At 59.5% G+C, this 14,967-nt stretch carries 14 protein-coding genes; 8 read left to right on the top strand and 6 right to left on the bottom strand.

Annotation, left to right across the window (positions count from 1 at the left end):
* Positions 1-205: 205 nt before the first annotated feature.
* From DES53_RS25725 to DES53_RS25695, 7 genes are all read left to right on the top strand, one after another.
* A complete protein-coding gene (locus DES53_RS25725) occupies positions 206-1,858 on the top strand; it encodes a sialidase family protein (protein WP_211325689.1) in 1,653 nt (550 codons plus the stop codon).
* Between the two features lie 94 nt (positions 1,859-1,952).
* Positions 1,953-3,998, top strand: coding sequence for a sensor histidine kinase (locus DES53_RS25720; protein WP_113961315.1), 2,046 nt, complete (start codon positions 1,953-1,955; stop codon positions 3,996-3,998).
* On the top strand, positions 3,995-4,618 hold the full coding sequence (locus DES53_RS25715) for a response regulator (RefSeq protein ID WP_113961206.1): 624 nt from the start codon (positions 3,995-3,997) through the stop codon (positions 4,616-4,618). Before DES53_RS25720 ends, DES53_RS25715 begins: the two co-directional genes overlap by 4 nt.
* 86 nt (positions 4,619-4,704) lie before the next feature.
* Positions 4,705-5,211 (top strand): NHL repeat-containing protein, encoded by a 507-nt coding sequence (locus DES53_RS25710; protein WP_113961205.1) that lies wholly within the window; start codon positions 4,705-4,707, stop codon positions 5,209-5,211.
* Positions 5,211-5,717 carry an NHL repeat-containing protein gene (locus tag DES53_RS25705; RefSeq protein ID WP_113961204.1) on the top strand — a complete coding sequence of 169 codons (507 nt, stop codon included), beginning with the start codon at positions 5,211-5,213 and terminating at the stop codon, positions 5,715-5,717. Before DES53_RS25710 ends, DES53_RS25705 begins: the two co-directional genes overlap by 1 nt.
* Positions 5,718-5,951: 234 nt before the next feature.
* Positions 5,952-6,443 (top strand): DUF1269 domain-containing protein, encoded by a 492-nt coding sequence (locus tag DES53_RS25700; RefSeq protein WP_113961203.1) that lies wholly within the window; start codon positions 5,952-5,954, stop codon positions 6,441-6,443.
* Between the two features lie 72 nt (positions 6,444-6,515).
* Complete coding sequence (locus DES53_RS25695) at positions 6,516-6,743, top strand: hypothetical protein (protein WP_113961202.1); 228 nt, start codon at positions 6,516-6,518, stop codon at positions 6,741-6,743.
* A gap of 206 nt (positions 6,744-6,949) precedes the next feature.
* Here the strand turns inward: DES53_RS25695 and DES53_RS25690 are convergent, their stop codons facing one another.
* The 6 genes from DES53_RS25690 to DES53_RS25665 form a co-directional block, all read right to left on the bottom strand.
* Positions 6,950-7,963, bottom strand: coding sequence for a L,D-transpeptidase (locus DES53_RS25690; RefSeq protein WP_113961314.1), 1,014 nt, complete (start codon positions 7,961-7,963; stop codon positions 6,950-6,952).
* A gap of 155 nt (positions 7,964-8,118) precedes the next feature.
* The gene (locus DES53_RS25685; RefSeq protein WP_147263616.1) at positions 8,119-9,693 is read right to left on the bottom strand and encodes a phospholipase D family protein; all 1,575 of its coding nucleotides are present in this window, start codon (positions 9,691-9,693) and stop codon (positions 8,119-8,121) included.
* A 26-nt stretch (positions 9,694-9,719) separates the two neighbouring features.
* Positions 9,720-10,157: a potassium channel family protein gene (locus DES53_RS25680; RefSeq protein WP_113961200.1), complete on the bottom strand. Its 438-nt coding sequence runs from the start codon at positions 10,155-10,157 to the stop codon at positions 9,720-9,722.
* Positions 10,158-10,173: 16 nt separating this feature from the next.
* Complete coding sequence (locus DES53_RS25675; protein WP_170157403.1) at positions 10,174-10,569, bottom strand: response regulator transcription factor; 396 nt, start codon at positions 10,567-10,569, stop codon at positions 10,174-10,176.
* A 182-nt stretch (positions 10,570-10,751) separates the two neighbouring features.
* Positions 10,752-12,464, bottom strand: coding sequence for an ATP-binding protein (locus DES53_RS25670; protein ID WP_113961198.1), 1,713 nt, complete (start codon positions 12,462-12,464; stop codon positions 10,752-10,754).
* Entirely contained in the window at positions 12,461-13,135 is a 675-nt protein-coding gene (locus tag DES53_RS25665) for a response regulator transcription factor (RefSeq protein WP_113961197.1), read from the bottom strand. The genes DES53_RS25670 and DES53_RS25665 overlap by 4 nt, the downstream gene beginning before the upstream one ends.
* Before the next feature lie 344 nt (positions 13,136-13,479).
* On the opposite strand from DES53_RS25665, the gene DES53_RS25660 reads away from it, so the two are divergent.
* Entirely contained in the window at positions 13,480-14,898 is a 1,419-nt protein-coding gene (locus tag DES53_RS25660; RefSeq protein ID WP_147263614.1) for an OprD family outer membrane porin, read from the top strand.
* The last annotated feature ends 69 nt before the right edge of the window (positions 14,899-14,967 follow it).

Here is a 14,967-nt window from a genome sequence, read left to right as displayed (position 1 = left end):
GCCAACATCGTGATCTCCATGTGGCAGGCGGTGATTGCCGTTCGAGTGATCAGAGAAGAGGTACTGGAATCGTAAGTCAAACCCTGTGCGACCAGTCAATTGGGCGCCGCAGGTCGCATCTGATCTGTGGACCGTCTTTTGCGCACGATCGTGTGATTCCATGGAAATTGCGGCGGGCAGTTGCCAGTGGAAGAGTGCGTGAGCCATGAGACTTGAACTTCCATATGTCGCGCTGCTTGTGTCCACCGTAACCTGCTTGGGGGGCAGCGAACCTGTCGTCACACCCCACAGCAAACATCCGGCAAAGACCGGAGGAAGCGAAAGCCGAATTCCAGATCGGCGCGAAGATCGACCTGTCTATCTGACCGCCAACAACATGTCGATCGCGACGGGCCAGCCTTCGCTCACGCTCATGTCGAGTGGGTCCATACAGATTCCGGTGTGGTCCTTGTCGGGGGGCACTCCGGGGCAGTCTGTTGCTGGTCTCGTTACCGGTCTCCCGAGTGGCTGCGCTGCCGTGAAGGTGGAGATTGTGGTGACCACGACGGACACGGCGACGAGTCCCAAGTATGAGGACGTTTATCGGGTCCATCTGTCGCAGATGGAGGAGGATGCGCCATTCACGAAACGGCACTACCAAGGCTACCCGGTGCGTGCCCCGCTGCCCACCGCTCCTTTTCATACCCGGACGATCTTGCTGGAATCCTACTATGAGGTGGAACCAGATGCGCCTCTGTGGGTGCGGGTGCAGCGCGAGCCTGCGGATCCCGCCGACTCTTTCACCAGCCCAACGGGCTTGGCCGTGGTGAAGGTGACGCCAGTGGAAGCTCCTGCGAAGCCACATGTGGTGCAGAATGTAAGTGGCTACAACTCATGGCCGATGATGCAGGCCATCGGAGAAAAACTGGTCTGCGTGTACAGCCGGGGCAAGGCACACACGATTGGTGAAGACGCACGCGCCGTTTATGCGCGGACTTCCACGGATGGAGGAAAAACCTGGACACCGGAGACCGTGGTCGCCAACACGCCGGGCTATGGCGAGGTGCCTGTGGGGAAGGGTCTGGATGCTGCAGGGTCGATGCTCCTCTGGGTGCGTCGGGTAGGGCCGGAGCGGATTCATGATCTCTACCGCACCACGGACGGGGTGACTTTCACGCTCGTGGCCACGCCGAAACTCGCTGTGTCTCCCATGCAGATCACCGATGTCTTCGCAGTGCCCACAGTCGGGCTCATGGCACTGTGGTTCGAAGGAAACTATGGTGACGGCCCCAATAGCTCGTGGGGCACGGTGACCAGCAGTGACAATGGAGCGACCTGGACTCAAACGACCGTGGAGTCCAAATTGACCAAGGCCCAGTGGCCCACGGAGCCTGCGGCGGTGTACCTCGGCGATGGCAAAATCCTCGCCATCGCGCGGACAGAGCTGGGAGGCACCACCTCGGAGCGAGCGCAATTTCAACTGGTCTCCAGAGACTACGGTGCCACGTGGACACGCTCAAAAACGAACATCGGCGATGTCATGGCGTCCACACCAAGTCTCATCCTTGACACCAAAACCGGGTTGCTAAGCAACTACTACTATCAGCGTGGCAAGGGCGGCATCCTGCGACGCCGGGTGGTGGACCCGGACAGCGTATTTGACCAGCCGCTCAAGTGGCCGGTCTCCCATGCCATCGCTACCGGCAGTCAGATCTCGTTTGATGCAGGCAACGTGAACGCCACCGTGATCGGGGACACGCATTACCTCGCGTTCTATTCCGGCGAGGCTCCCGACACGGCAGTGCTCGTATCGGAAATTGCTGCCCCAGAAGGAAGCGTGCCACACAACGCCGAGAGCCCCGACGAGTCGAGAGAATAAGGGGCAAGGGTCATACATGCGCGTTCAAGTTGCCTTCTGGACGAACCTCCAAACGGCGGGATAGTGCCCTTCGATCATGATTCCCAATCCTTCCATGAACGCACCCGGCAGGAATGTGGTTCACCGGCTCTGTTTTTGCATTGTTGCCATTCTGGGAATATCGACAGCCTCTGGTGCGGAGACCACGCTGACGACTGCACGGGAGGTGCGCTCACTGACTCCAGAAGCGGCAGTCAGAAGACTGCCGGTGGAGTTGCAGGGGACGGTGGTCTTCATCGAAGGTCCCAATGGAGCCGTGGTCATCCAGGACGAAACGGCCGGGACGTATTTCCTCGGTCGCAATGAGCGGAGCCTGCGCGTCGGTGATGAGGTGGCGGTAAAGGGCACGACCATTCCGGGTTCGTATCTTCCCGGTATTGAACTCATCCAATATGAAAAGAAGGGGAGCAAAGAGTTGCCGCCTGCCGTTTCTGCCACTTATGCGGACTTCGCAGCGGGGCGGTATTTCTTCCAGCGCGTCGCCGTGGAAGGCATTGTGCAGACTGTGACGGCCACACCGGATGAGTCCCGATCCATCCTGTTGCTGGCGATGGGGAGCGATGTGCTGGAAGTTCGCATCTGTGCGCCTCCAGATGAGCGTCTGTTGGTGGACAGCCGGGTGCGTATCGAATGCCTCGCTTCGGGTGGCATCAATCAGCGCCGCCAATTGGTGCAGCCCATTGCGTGGTTGCATGACTGGAGTGGTCTTCAGATGCTGGAGCCTGCGCCTTTGGAGAGTGCAGTGCCTGTGATCTCTGGCAGCCGTCTTCTTGCCTTCAGCGCGTCAGGTACGGATGGGCATCGGGTACGCGTGGCCGGTACGGTCCTCGCCTCCTACCCGGATGGTCAGGTCTTCATTCGCGATGAAGCGACGGCATTGCGTGTGCAACTCCTCCCTTCAACGTCGCTGAGCATCGGCGCCCGTATCGAGGTCATTGGTTTCCCGAGGATGGAGCGTTTCAGCGCCTCGTTGGTCAGCGCCAACGTTGCACGGCAAGAGCCCGGGCAGTCGCCATCTGCGGTCGAAGTAAGTGCTGACGAGCTTTTGCGTGGCGCCCATGACAATGATCTCGTCGCGGTGACAGCGGTTCTGTCCGGCCACTTCCGGGCGGAAGAGGGGGATGTGCTGGTGTTGCAGGATCATGGCAGGACCATCCGCGCCAGAGTGCCGCCGCTGGACAAGGAGCTGCCAGCGGGAGCGCGTATGCGAGTCACGGGCATTTGCATGGTCGAGTCGAATACCGCTTCAGGGGTGGAACTACGGCCGCGCTCGGTGAGCTTGCGGTGCCGCGTGGCCGATGATGTGACGATGCTCGACACGCCTGGCTGGTGGACGACGCAACGGCTTGTGCTCGCGGTGGGGGTGCTGCTGTTGGTAGTGATGCTTGCCAGCCTTTGGATTGTCGCGTTGCGCCAGCAAGTGCGACGGCAGACACGAGTGCTGCGACGTCAGATCGAGCATGAAGCCACGCTCGAAGAGCGGCAGCGGATCGCCCGTGAATTTCATGACACGCTGGAGCAGGGGCTCACCGGTCTCGCGCTCCGGATCGAAGGCGTGCAGGCGCGCGGCATTGATGAGAAGAATGGCCAGCTCTTGCGGGCCTCGCGTCGTTTGATCTCGCAAATGCAGGCCGAGACGCGCAGTCTCGTCTCGGAGTTGAGAGAGCCTGCGCCGGAGCTGGCGGATATCGCCGCGGCCTTGCGCACCATCGTGGAGGAGCATCCCTGCGGCTGCGACCCCGCTCTCACCTTGAAGGCATCCGCTACCCTGCCGCCTTTGCCATCGCTTACCGTGCATCATCTGAGGATGATTGCTCGCGAGGCCGTGACCAATGCGCTGAAACACGCTCACGCACGCCATATCTACCTCACCCTGGAGATGGAAGAGGGGCATCTGCGGATGGCTGTTGCTGATGATGGCTGCGGATTTGATCCTGCGACGGCACGCAGAGCCCAGGCCGGACACTTTGGATGCATCGGCATCGAAGAGCGCTGCGAAAAACTCAATGCGACTGTGCGTTGGCACTCCACCCCAGGCCAGGGGACCACCGTGGAGATTGCATTACCTTTGGAAATCTCCCTCGCATCTCTCTCTGCATGAGTACTCCACTGACCATTCTCATCGTGGATGACCACTTTGTGGTGCGCAGCGGCCTGTCAGCCTCACTCGAAGTCGAGAGTGACATCGTGGTCATCGGTGAGGCAAAGCGCGGTGACGAAGTGCTGCAGGCATATCAGCGCAGGCGACCGGATGTAGTCTTGATGGACTTGCAGCTTCCCGGGCTGAGCGGCGTGCAGGCTACGGCTGCGCTCCGTGCCCACGATCCGCAGGCGCGCATCCTCGTGTACTCCACCTTCGCACGCGACGATGAAGTGCAGGCAGCGCTGGACGCCGGTGCTGCGGGCTACGTGCAAAAATCCGCCCTGCGCGATGAATTGCTCTCCGCTCTACGGCGCGTTGCCGCAGGCGGAGAATATCTGCCGGCGGAGCTCGCTCAACGCCTCGCAAATCTGCGACAGAGTGCCACGATCACTTCACGTGAGCGAGAAATCCTCGCGCTCATCGCCAACGGTCACGCCAACAAACAAATCGCGGCGTTGTTCGAGATTTCCGAGGACACGGTGAAGCGGCACGTGAGCCACATTCTGGAAAAGCTCAACGTGAATGACCGCGCCCAAGCGACTGCCGAAGCCATTCGGCGCGGGATCATCAAGGTGTGAATGTCGCTGTATGGGATAGGCGGGACTTCGTCCGAGGTGAAAAGGGAGTCGCTTGAGAAGCGTTTCCACCATCTCCCTCGCTTCCCATGATACGCCTCCTCCTCATGATGGCACTTTTGCCTGCCGTCCTTGCCTCTGCAGACTCCGGCTATGAAGTCGTTCGCGACTGGCCTGCGCTGCCAGAGGGGAAGTCGCTGGGCCTGTGTGCCGGTGTGGGGATTGATTCCCATGACAATGTGTTTGTCTTCCACCGCAATGGCCGCGCTTGGACCAATCCCTTTCCTGAAGAACCCATCAAAGAGCCGACCATCAGCTTCATCGACGGACGTACCGGGAAACTGCTCGCATCATGGGGCGCGGGCGAGTTTATCATGCCTCATGGGCTCACGGTGGACTATGAAGACAACGTCTGGCTCACGGATGTCGGGCGACAGCAAGTATTCAAGTACAGTCACGACGGGCGCCTTTTGCTGACGCTCGGCGAGCGGGGGAAACCAGGGGCGGACAAGGAACATTTCAACTATCCGACAGATGTCGCAGTGTTGCCAGACGGCTCATTCTACGTGAGCGACGGCTTCGCAATACACGAGTGATGAAATTCAATGCCGCCGGGCGCTACGAGTTTGAGTGGGGTTCCAAGGGCAGTGGACCGGGACAGTTCAATCTTCCCCACGGCATCGCGGCAGACAGTCAGGGGCGGGTCTTTGTCTGTGATCGCAGCAATGCACGTCTGCAAGTCTTCGACTCACGTGGCAGTTTCATCACGGAGTGGAAAGGTCCCGAGATTGGGCGGCCTTATGGAGTGAGCGTCGCCGCGAACGGACACATCTTCGCTGTGGATGGAGGCGACCAGCTCAAGGGAAAGCTCGATCGTGCGAAGGCTGTGGAACTCGATGCGGCGGGCGAGGTGGTGAGAGCGTTCGGATCTTACGGAACCGGGCCCGGGCAGTTCCAGCTCGGGCACGACATCGCGGTCGCCCACGACGGCTCTGTTTATGTCGCGGAAGGCAAGGGACAACGGGTGCAGAAATTCATTCGCAGAGCCGGTGGCGCTCCCAGAGCTGGGAGCGCCTCATCTGCCGAAAGTACTGGGCACTAACCAGACCTGCCCGTGAACGCGAGATGACCAGTGGGATGGTGGGGGCTGAGGTGTGTGCATGACCCTCATACGACCAAGGGCTCATAGAAGCCGGGGTGGACGCATGCCAACATGGATGATGCATGGGCAAATTCCTTGCTCATACGTGCTGCTGGGAAAGTGCCGTTTTGCGAAGCGACGCCCCCAGCGGCCCTCGCTTTTCACCTTGGACCTCTGTCACCAGTTCTCTTATTCATGAGCAACCTTATCGTCATCGGCTTCAACAACGAAACGGACGCTTTTGAAATGCGTGCGGCACTCGCAAAGATGCAGGCACAGTATCTGATAGAAATGGAGGACGCGGTCGTCGTGACGCGTGATGCCAGGGGCAAGGTGCAATTGCATCAGGCAGTGAGCCTGACTGCGACGGGGGCGATTGGGGGGGCCTTCTGGGGAACCCTGATTGGGATGTTGTTCTTCAATCCGCTGCTGGGCGCAGCTGTGGGCGCCGGCTCGGGCGCACTTTCCGGGAAGCTCACGGATCTAGGGATCAATGACGAGTTCATGAAGGAACTGGGAGCGACCTTGAAAGAAGGCACCTCTGCGCTGTTTGTGCTCGTGCGCAAGTCCACGCCAGACAAGGTCCTGGAAGGACTGAAGGCTTTTGCGGGGAAGGGACGGATCATTCAGACCTCGCTTACCAAGGACAATGAACAAGAACTCCGGAAATTCATCGAGGCGCAATAGGTGGCATGGCCCCTGTTGAGGTGACTTCGACAAGCAATCGTCTCGACCTTTTCAATTCAACCCAGACAAACCATGAAAACGAAATGCATTCAATGTGTGCAGCTCGCCTGCGTCCTCGTGGCAACCTCCACACTCGCCTCGTGTGTGGCGGGGCACGTGGATCGCACGGAAGACCGTCTCGATCGCCAGGAGAACCGTTATGACCGCCGTCACTGGAGTGGTCCCGGCGACCACTATGAAAACCGCCTCGATCGTCGGGAAGGCGTGGGTGACAAGGCGCGTGGCCGCTGGGGATTGTAATTTCGGGGGGATGCGTGGATGAATCGAGCGGATTCATTCGCAGTCATAGCCGGCTCGACTGGGGACATGTAGCATGTCATGCCTCCAGTACGAGCCGGTTAGTTCTTTTGGTAGGGAAACATGATGCAGCAGTTCAGTGCGCATTTACGACACTGTGCTGAATCCCTGCCTCTCGGCCTGCTGAATGATAGTCCTCACTGAGAGGCTCAACGCTCCAGAATCTTGGTGCTCCGCACCAGGCCACGCACGACGGGCTGGTCCGTCACGACGACCGTGGTGCCCGGGACAATGGTGTCATAAAGTCTGGTGGCGAATTCAGGATTCACGCGCAGGCGTTTGCCCAGGTCATCAACATCAAGCTTGGCGCCGCTGCTGGTCACACGCATCCACTTGCGGGCGGTCCGGCCCGGGGCCCACCAGCTGGGCTTGTTGGTGGCGCCCTCCAGCATGGTGAAGACGTGATTGCCAAGCTCTTTGCGGGAGCCCAGAAAACCACCGCTTTTGATTTCGACCGGAGCACGTCCGATGGGATTGCCATTGCGATAGACATACACCGCCTTGTCAGCACCACTTACTACGATGGTGATGGGGCCGCTCGTGCTGCGCTCCGGCTTCCAGTCGTAGTCATTTGCTCCCTGTGTGCGGAGCATTTCCGGACTGAAGTCCTTGGGAGCGAGCATCAGGCCGGGATTGGAGGCAAGATAGGGAGTTGGCGTTTTGCCGTCGCCGACCACCACGGTGCCTCCTTTGGCAGTGATACGGAACAGCTGCTGGGAGAAGTCATAGGGCAGGCGTATGCATCCATGACTGGCGGGATAGCCGGGGAGGTTTCCGGAATGCATGGCGATGCCGCTCCATGTCAGCCGCTGCATGTTGGGCATGGGCGCGTTGTCATAGGTCTTCGAGTAGTGCGTCTTGTTCTTTTCCAGAATGGTGAAGACGCCGCCGGGCGTGGAGTGGCCCTTGGTGCCGGTGCTGACGGTGGAGCGACCGATGAGAATACCATTGCGATACACGTGCATCATCTGATGCGGGATGCTCACCAGCACCATCACGGGTCCGCTGGGTGATACCTGGGGATTCCACCAGTATTCTCCGGGCTTGAGGTCACCCGTGGGCTTGCCGGTGGGCGAGCCTCTGGTGTGGAAGGAAGGCATGTCCATCGCCGGGGAGGAGCCCAGAAGCGCCGCGAGCATGGTGGTGATAATCAAGAATCGCATAGTGTGATGATGGTAGAGAATAGGAACGTCGAGGAAAGTGGAATGGTGCCTCACAACAAACATGTTCTGAGTCGCGCCATCTTCGCCAGGCGCAGCGGCATTCTCCATCGGCCATTAGTCGTATCCGGTGATCCGCTTTTGCAGATACGAACAGGTCAAAGCTGACCCTCAATCGGCAGGCAACCGAGCAGGGTGACTTTCATACGTTGCCAGGCGCTGGTTTCTGGCTCGGTGGTGTAGCGGATTTCATCCCCATCCTCGATGGAGAGCCAGACGAGTTTATCTCCCTCGAGTTGCACCTTGTACGCCTGCCGACTGAGGCCTTGCAGGCTCTTTCGTGTGAGTTCGGAGGCGAGTGGTGGACAATCGATGAGAACCCCGACCTCGGTATTCAATCGAAGCGAACGCGGATCGAGATTCATGGAGCCGATGAAGGTGGTGCGTTCATCAAAGGTGAAGGTCTTGGCGTGCAGGCTGGCCCTGCTCGAGCCGCGAAATGGGGAGGAGCCCCCGGTGCCGCCCGCACGGGGAGCGGCGCCAGGCTTGAGCTCGTAGATTTCGACTCCGGAGCGCAGCAGTGATTTGCGATAACGCTTGTAGCCCGCATGAACGGCAGCCACATCGGTGGAGGCGAGTGAATTCGTGAGGATGATGACACGCACTCCCCGAGACCGGAGCGAGCGGAAGAGTTCCACACCCTGCTTTTCAGGGATAAAGTAGGGCGACACGACAAACAGCGTGCTCTGCGTCCCATCGATGACTGAGCGAAGCTTCGGAGCGAGGTGGGTGGAGCGATCCCCGGCAGCGGACGTGACCTTTTCAGGGTCATCGTACACAGCCCAGGCATGTGCTGGTAGGAAGGGCAGATTGCCGTTCTTGAGCCGTGAAACCAAGGGGTTCCTTGCTACAGCGACCAGAGCTGGTGATGATTGGGCCTGCACATGTTTGTCTTCGAATGCAGTGCGGCGTGCGGCGAGTTGCTCCGGTGTCACACGTTTGGTAGAAATAGCACCGATGCCGATGGAGGACGTGCTGTTCCAGTAGGCATCGAATTGTCGAGATACTTCATGCACCACCGGTCCCACCGCGATGACATCGAGGTCGGCGAAATTCATGTCCCCGTGGGCGCCGAAGTATTCGTCGCCGATGTTTCTGCCGCCGACGATTGCCGCCTGGTTGTCCGCGATGAAGGTCTTGTTGTGCATCCGGCGGTTGGCGCGCTGGAAGTCGAGCAATGCCCCCAGCATCCTTGAGGAGCGCAGCGTTACGGGGTTGAAGAGTCGCACTTCGATGTTGGGATGGCTCTCCAGCACCTGCAGTCCCTCATCAGATGCCATGGTGCCCAGGTCGTCCAGCAACATGCGCACCTTCACGCCGCGGTCAGCTGCTTGCAGCAGTTTCGTGACCAGGAGGACCCCGGAGGCATCGCTGTGCCAGATGTAGTACTGCACATCCAGGCTTTTTCCCGAGAGGTCCGCCAGGGCCAGCCGCGCAGCCAGGGCATCAGGTCCTTTAGCCAGGGCATGCACGCCGGTGTCGCCCGGATGACCCGCGGTGAATTGCCGGGCGAGATGAGCCAGCCTGGTGTCAGCAGTGTCTTTTCGCGCGAAAGACTGCTCACGGCCCGAAGTGTCAGGCAGACCTGCGCATGATACCAGAGCGAGTGCCGCGATGAGGGGCGCGAGCAGCCTTTTCAGTTCAGCGGACCAAAAGGAGCGACGGGGCTGCATGAGTTTTGGGGAGTTGCGTTCACCGTTCAAGTGGCAGCAGAATTGTTCCCCCGGTTTTGGATGAAGATCTCGGAGAACACGGCGAAGAACATGCCGGTGGAGAGGCCACACATCAGGATGCCGGTGAGGGATTCCACGCCGCCCACCAGCCGCCAGTCTTGGGGTAGTACCAGATCGCCATAGCCGGTGGTGGTGTAGGTCACGACACTGAAGTAGGCCGCGGTGGTGAGGTCCGGCATGGCGCCCGCCCAGGCATAGTGGAGCGCCCAGAGGGAGATCTCAATCAGGTGCAGCAGGATGGTCCAGCCTGCCACGCGCACGAGAATCCAGACAGCAGTCCAGACGTGCTGCTTCGCGAAGGAGGGCTGCTTGCGGAGCCAGCGGAGGAGATATGTGAGGCCCACCGAATGTATTCCCACACAAAAGGCCATGAGGCACCAGGCGATCAGCAGATTTGTGAGCATGCGGACGTTGGCACGATCAGTGGGCCACCGAATGATTGGGTGGCTTGCTCAGTGCCCATTCAATGGCGTCGAGGAGCGCCTGGCCATCCACGGGTTTGCGGAAGAAGCCTGCAGCACCGGCTCGCTGGGCTGTCTCGCGCGTCTCTGGTGTATCATGAGCTGTGGTGAAGATGACCGGCACATGGCGTCCCGCCTTTTCCAGGAGGCCCGGAAGGGCTAGGCCGCTGCTGCCCGGCATCTTGATGTCGGAGATAATGCAGGCGTGGTCGTCCGAGACATTGGTGCTCAAAAACTCCTCGACGGTGCAGAAGGTACGCGGCTCCATCTTCGCCGAGCGGACCAAGCGCGCATAGGCCGCCCGCACGGAGGGTTCATCATCGACAATATAAATCTGGATGGGCGGGGCCAGCATGGCTTGACGGTCTGACGCCTCATACTCTTCGATAACTCTGCTCTCGGGACCATCGGACCTAGGTCGTACATGGCCGTATGGCGAGGCAAGTGATTGCTTTGCACCTTTTGCAGGAGCCAGAAAACCGTCCTCCGTCGACAGCTTCATTTCATCCTTGGATACGATGTCATCACGCCGGAACACTAAGTGCGCGATTCCGTCATGACAGGTATGGACGAGTCAGCAATGGGCAGAGAAAAGGCGAGCACCGCGCCCCCATCTTCATGATTGCACGCCGCGATGAAGCCGGAGTGGGCTTCAATCATGCGCCGGCAAATGGAGAGACCCATGCCCAGCCCGCCCTGCTTGGTGGTGACGAAGGGGTGGAAGATCGAGGATAAGTGCTGGATGGGGATGCCGCAGCCGTGATCACGCACTTCCACGGTGACTTTGGTGCCGCCTTTGCGGGTACGGATGTCAATGCGACGCCGCTCGGCGGGTGCCTCCCTCATGGACTGCACGGCGTTCACCAGTAGATTCACCAGGATCTGTTGCATCTCTACGCGCACGGCGTGCACGGGAGGGAGGTCAGGCTCCAGGTGCTGCTCCAGCTCAATGCCCTGCACCACCAGCTCGCTGTGCAGGAACTCGGCGACTTCATGGATGATTTCATTCAGGCTGCAATCCTCTCGTGGCGGCGAGGCATTGCTCAGCATGGCACGGAGGTTGTGCACCACACCTCCGGCACGCCGGCCGTCGCGCACGATGTCATCCAATATCGCGCCCACTTCCTCAGGCTCCGCAGCGCCCGCTGAAAGGAACCTGCGCCCGGCCTGGGCATTGCTCAGGATCGCAGTGAGTGGTTGGTTCAACTCATGCGCCAGCGCCGCCGCAAGCTCGCCGAGCATCGAAGCGCGCGCGCTGTGGGCGATTTCCACACGCAATTGCTCCGCCCGTTCCTCAGCACGGCGGCGGCCCACCACGTTGGCAATGATCTGTGCCACCAATTTCAGCTCGGTGATTTCATCCAGCGTCCAGGTGCGCTCTGCCCGTACCGTGGCAAACACGAGAGCACCAAATGGACGTGTGGTGGCCAGCAGGGGAATGCATACCAGTGACTTCGAGCCAAGGTGGCGGAGCACCTGCATATCACTGTCCGCCTCTGAAGGCAGGTCGCTCAGCTTCGCAAAGTGGAAGCTATCACCGGCGAGCAGCTTCCCGTGAGCCCAGGGAACGCTGCTTTCAGTCTGGAAGCGCTCCGGCGGTAAAGGGACGCCATCGCGCTGCCAGTGGTGGGTGAGCTGCAGTCCGGCTTTGTCATCCTCGATCTGCCAGAGTGTGGCCCGATCCAGCTCCATGAACTCTCCAATCTGCTTCAGCGTACGCAGGATGGTGTTGTCCACTTCATCATCCGCCAGCGCTACAAACTGGGTGGAGAGATCCGCTAGGAGATGCTGCAACTGCTGCCGCACCTCCATCTCTGCGTGTAGCTTCTTGTGCTCTGTGATGTCCTGGCAGACGGCGAGGTATTCCCGCGGGCTGGCGTCAGCTCCAAGGACGGGAATGATGGTGGAGGCCACCCAGAAGCCGGAGCCATCCCTGGCGCGGCCCTGAATCTCTCCGCGCCACACCGAGCCGAGGGAAATCGTCTGCCATACGGACCTGAGAAACTCCGGGGTGTGGCACCCGGGGTCGATCATGCGGTAGTCCTGCCCCAGCCACTCTTCCCGTTTGTAGCCGGTAACTTCGCAGAATCGGTTGTTGGCATAGGTCACGCATCCCTGGCTGTCCGTGGTGCACACCATGGAGTGCTCATCGAGTGCGGCCCGTACCTGCAGGAGATCATTCATGGAACTCCCGAAGGCATCACCTATGGAGGATGATGCGGTCGGTTTCGGAGTGACCGCGGGGTTCATGCAGGCGAGGAGACTTCGAATGGGGTGATGCCGACTGCCTGGGCCGCGCGCACGAGGTCGGCCACGGAGTAGACCCCCATCTTTTCCATCACACGGCCACGGTGCACCTTGATGGTCTTTTCCGCGGCACCGAGGTGGTCTGCAATCTGCTTGTTCAGCATCCCTGCGATCACGCAGGACATGACCTCAATCTCGCGAGGTGTGAGGGATTGGTAGCGGGAGCGTGCAGCTACTCGCTCGTGGGCTTCCCTCCGGCTGGAGATGGACGCCTTGAGCGCGAGGCCAATGGCGGTCATGAGCTTCTCTTCCTCCACAGGCTTGGTGAGGAAGTCCACCGCGCCTGCTTTCATAGCGGCGGCACAGGTGGGCACATCGCCGTGCCCGGTGAGGAAAATGATGGGCACGCCATGATCCGCCAGTGCCTTTTGGAGATGAAGTCCGTCCAGCCCCGGCATGCATACATCCAGTACCAGGCAGCATGGCCCCTCAATGGTGGAACTGTCCAACCACGAGAGATAGGACTTCGCCGAACTGAAGCCTTCCACCTTCATGGCGTGAGAGCGAAGGAGGCGCTCCAGACCGCGGCGTACCAATCCGTCATCATCGACCAGGCACACCAGTCCGCTGGACGGTGAGGGGGATGACCTTTGAGTTGATGGCTCGTTGGACATGGGAGGGGTCCAATCAGATGGAGTATTTTTTCCGAATGACGGTCGAATGTCAAGGCTGACACCCACGTTTATAACTATGGGAATTTTCTGAAACTGGCACTCAAATATCGATTCATAAAGTGCCTCAGTCTGATGAAGTCATGAAAAACTGTTTAAACAAGAAAAGGTTGCGAAAAATTTGCATTCGCGTGGAGTAATGTCTGGCTGGGCCAATGGCAACCATGTTTTAATTTCATAGGACCAAGGTCCGATGGAGGCCCCTTGCCAAACCTTCCAATGTTTCGTGGCATGGAACCGCCTGAACTCCCTCGGGCGGGCACGTTCAATTCCACTCGACCTCAACCGTGAGATTCTCCCGTCGCGCACGAGCACTGGGTTTCCTGACGCAAGGCATCCTGCTGATGATGTCATGGACCGGCATACAGCAAGTCATTGGCCAGAACCAAGCATCGCCTGCGGCAGTCGCCGCAGATTCTGCCACTACCACGGCTGCTCCAGAGCAACTGACCCTCTCAGCCAGCATGGCTCCCGCCGCAGCGGAAAGCTCGACCGAGCAGGGACAGACCACACTGGAAGACTCCTTCGAGTGGAAGGGAAGTGAGTGGAGAGCCCGGGCGCGGCGTCATGCCATCGAGGAAACCCAGTTCAAGATCAATGTCCGGTCCATGTACTTTGACCGGGACAAGTACGACGGCTCGGAGAGTGAGGCTTTCGCACTTGGTGGATGGGCCGGGATGAAGACGGGTTACTTCTTTGAGCACCTCGCCATCGGAGTAACAGGCTATACCTCCCAGAAACTGCACGGGGACGAGGACAAGGACGGCACGCTCATCCTGGGTCCCGGCCAATCGAGCTATGAAGTGCTCGGTGAGCTCTATGCGGACATCCGATTCACCGACAGCCTGAACTTGTATGTGGGACGCAAGGAATACGACACGCCCTTCATCAACAAGAATGATTCACGGATGACGCCCAACACCTTTGAGGCGATTGTCCTCCAGGGAAAGACGGAACTGGGAGGTGACGGGGCCACTCTCAACTACGGGGTGGGCTATTTCGATGCCATCAAGGACCGCAACTCCGATGAATTCGTCTCCATGTCTGTCGATGCCGGCTCAGAGGCGGAGAGGGGAGTGTACACGGCCGGTGCATTGTATAAGAAGGGGGACTTCTCTTTCGGTGCCATCGACTATTTCAGTCCGGACATCATCAACATTGCCTACACGGAGGCGAAGCTGCAGGTGACCATCAGTGAGGAGCTGAAGCCGCGATTCGCGGTGCAGTATGTGGATCAGCGGAGTGTGGGGGATGACCTGTTGCTCGATGACGGAACGACGGCACGGCAGTTTGGCGTGAAGGCGGAGCTTCCGGTGGGAGATGCGCTCTTCACCGTGGCCTATACGAACGTCAGTGGAGACACGGCAACACAGACTCCCTGGAGCGGCTATCCCGGATACACGGCAGTGCAGGTGGAGGACTTCAATCGTGACGGTGAGAGTGCAGTCATGTTCCGCGCGGGATACGATCTCCCATGGGTGAAGGGCCTGAGCGCCTATGCCCTGTGGGTGCACGGGCTCGATCCGGACCCGTCGAACCAGTATGCCCGGGATGAGTATGACTTCAATCTCCAGTGGGCACCGCCGGAGGGCACGCTGAAGGGGCTCTCCATCCGCCTGCGCTATGCGTTCGTGGATGAGCGTGGTGGCACGGGTGATGATCTCACGGACTTCCGCGTCATCTTCAACTATGGAATCAGTTTCTGACCATATACCCTTGGTAGGACCAAGGTCTGATGGCACATGATGTGTGAGACGAACAAGATGGCGGCAACA

Origin of the sequence: Roseimicrobium gellanilyticum (genome assembly GCF_003315205.1) — a bacterium.
In the GTDB taxonomy this organism is placed as follows: Bacteria; Verrucomicrobiota; Verrucomicrobiia; order Verrucomicrobiales; family Verrucomicrobiaceae; genus Roseimicrobium; species Roseimicrobium gellanilyticum.
The sequence above is the reverse complement of the archived record's forward strand: the minus strand, read 5'-3'. Positions and strand labels throughout refer to the sequence as shown.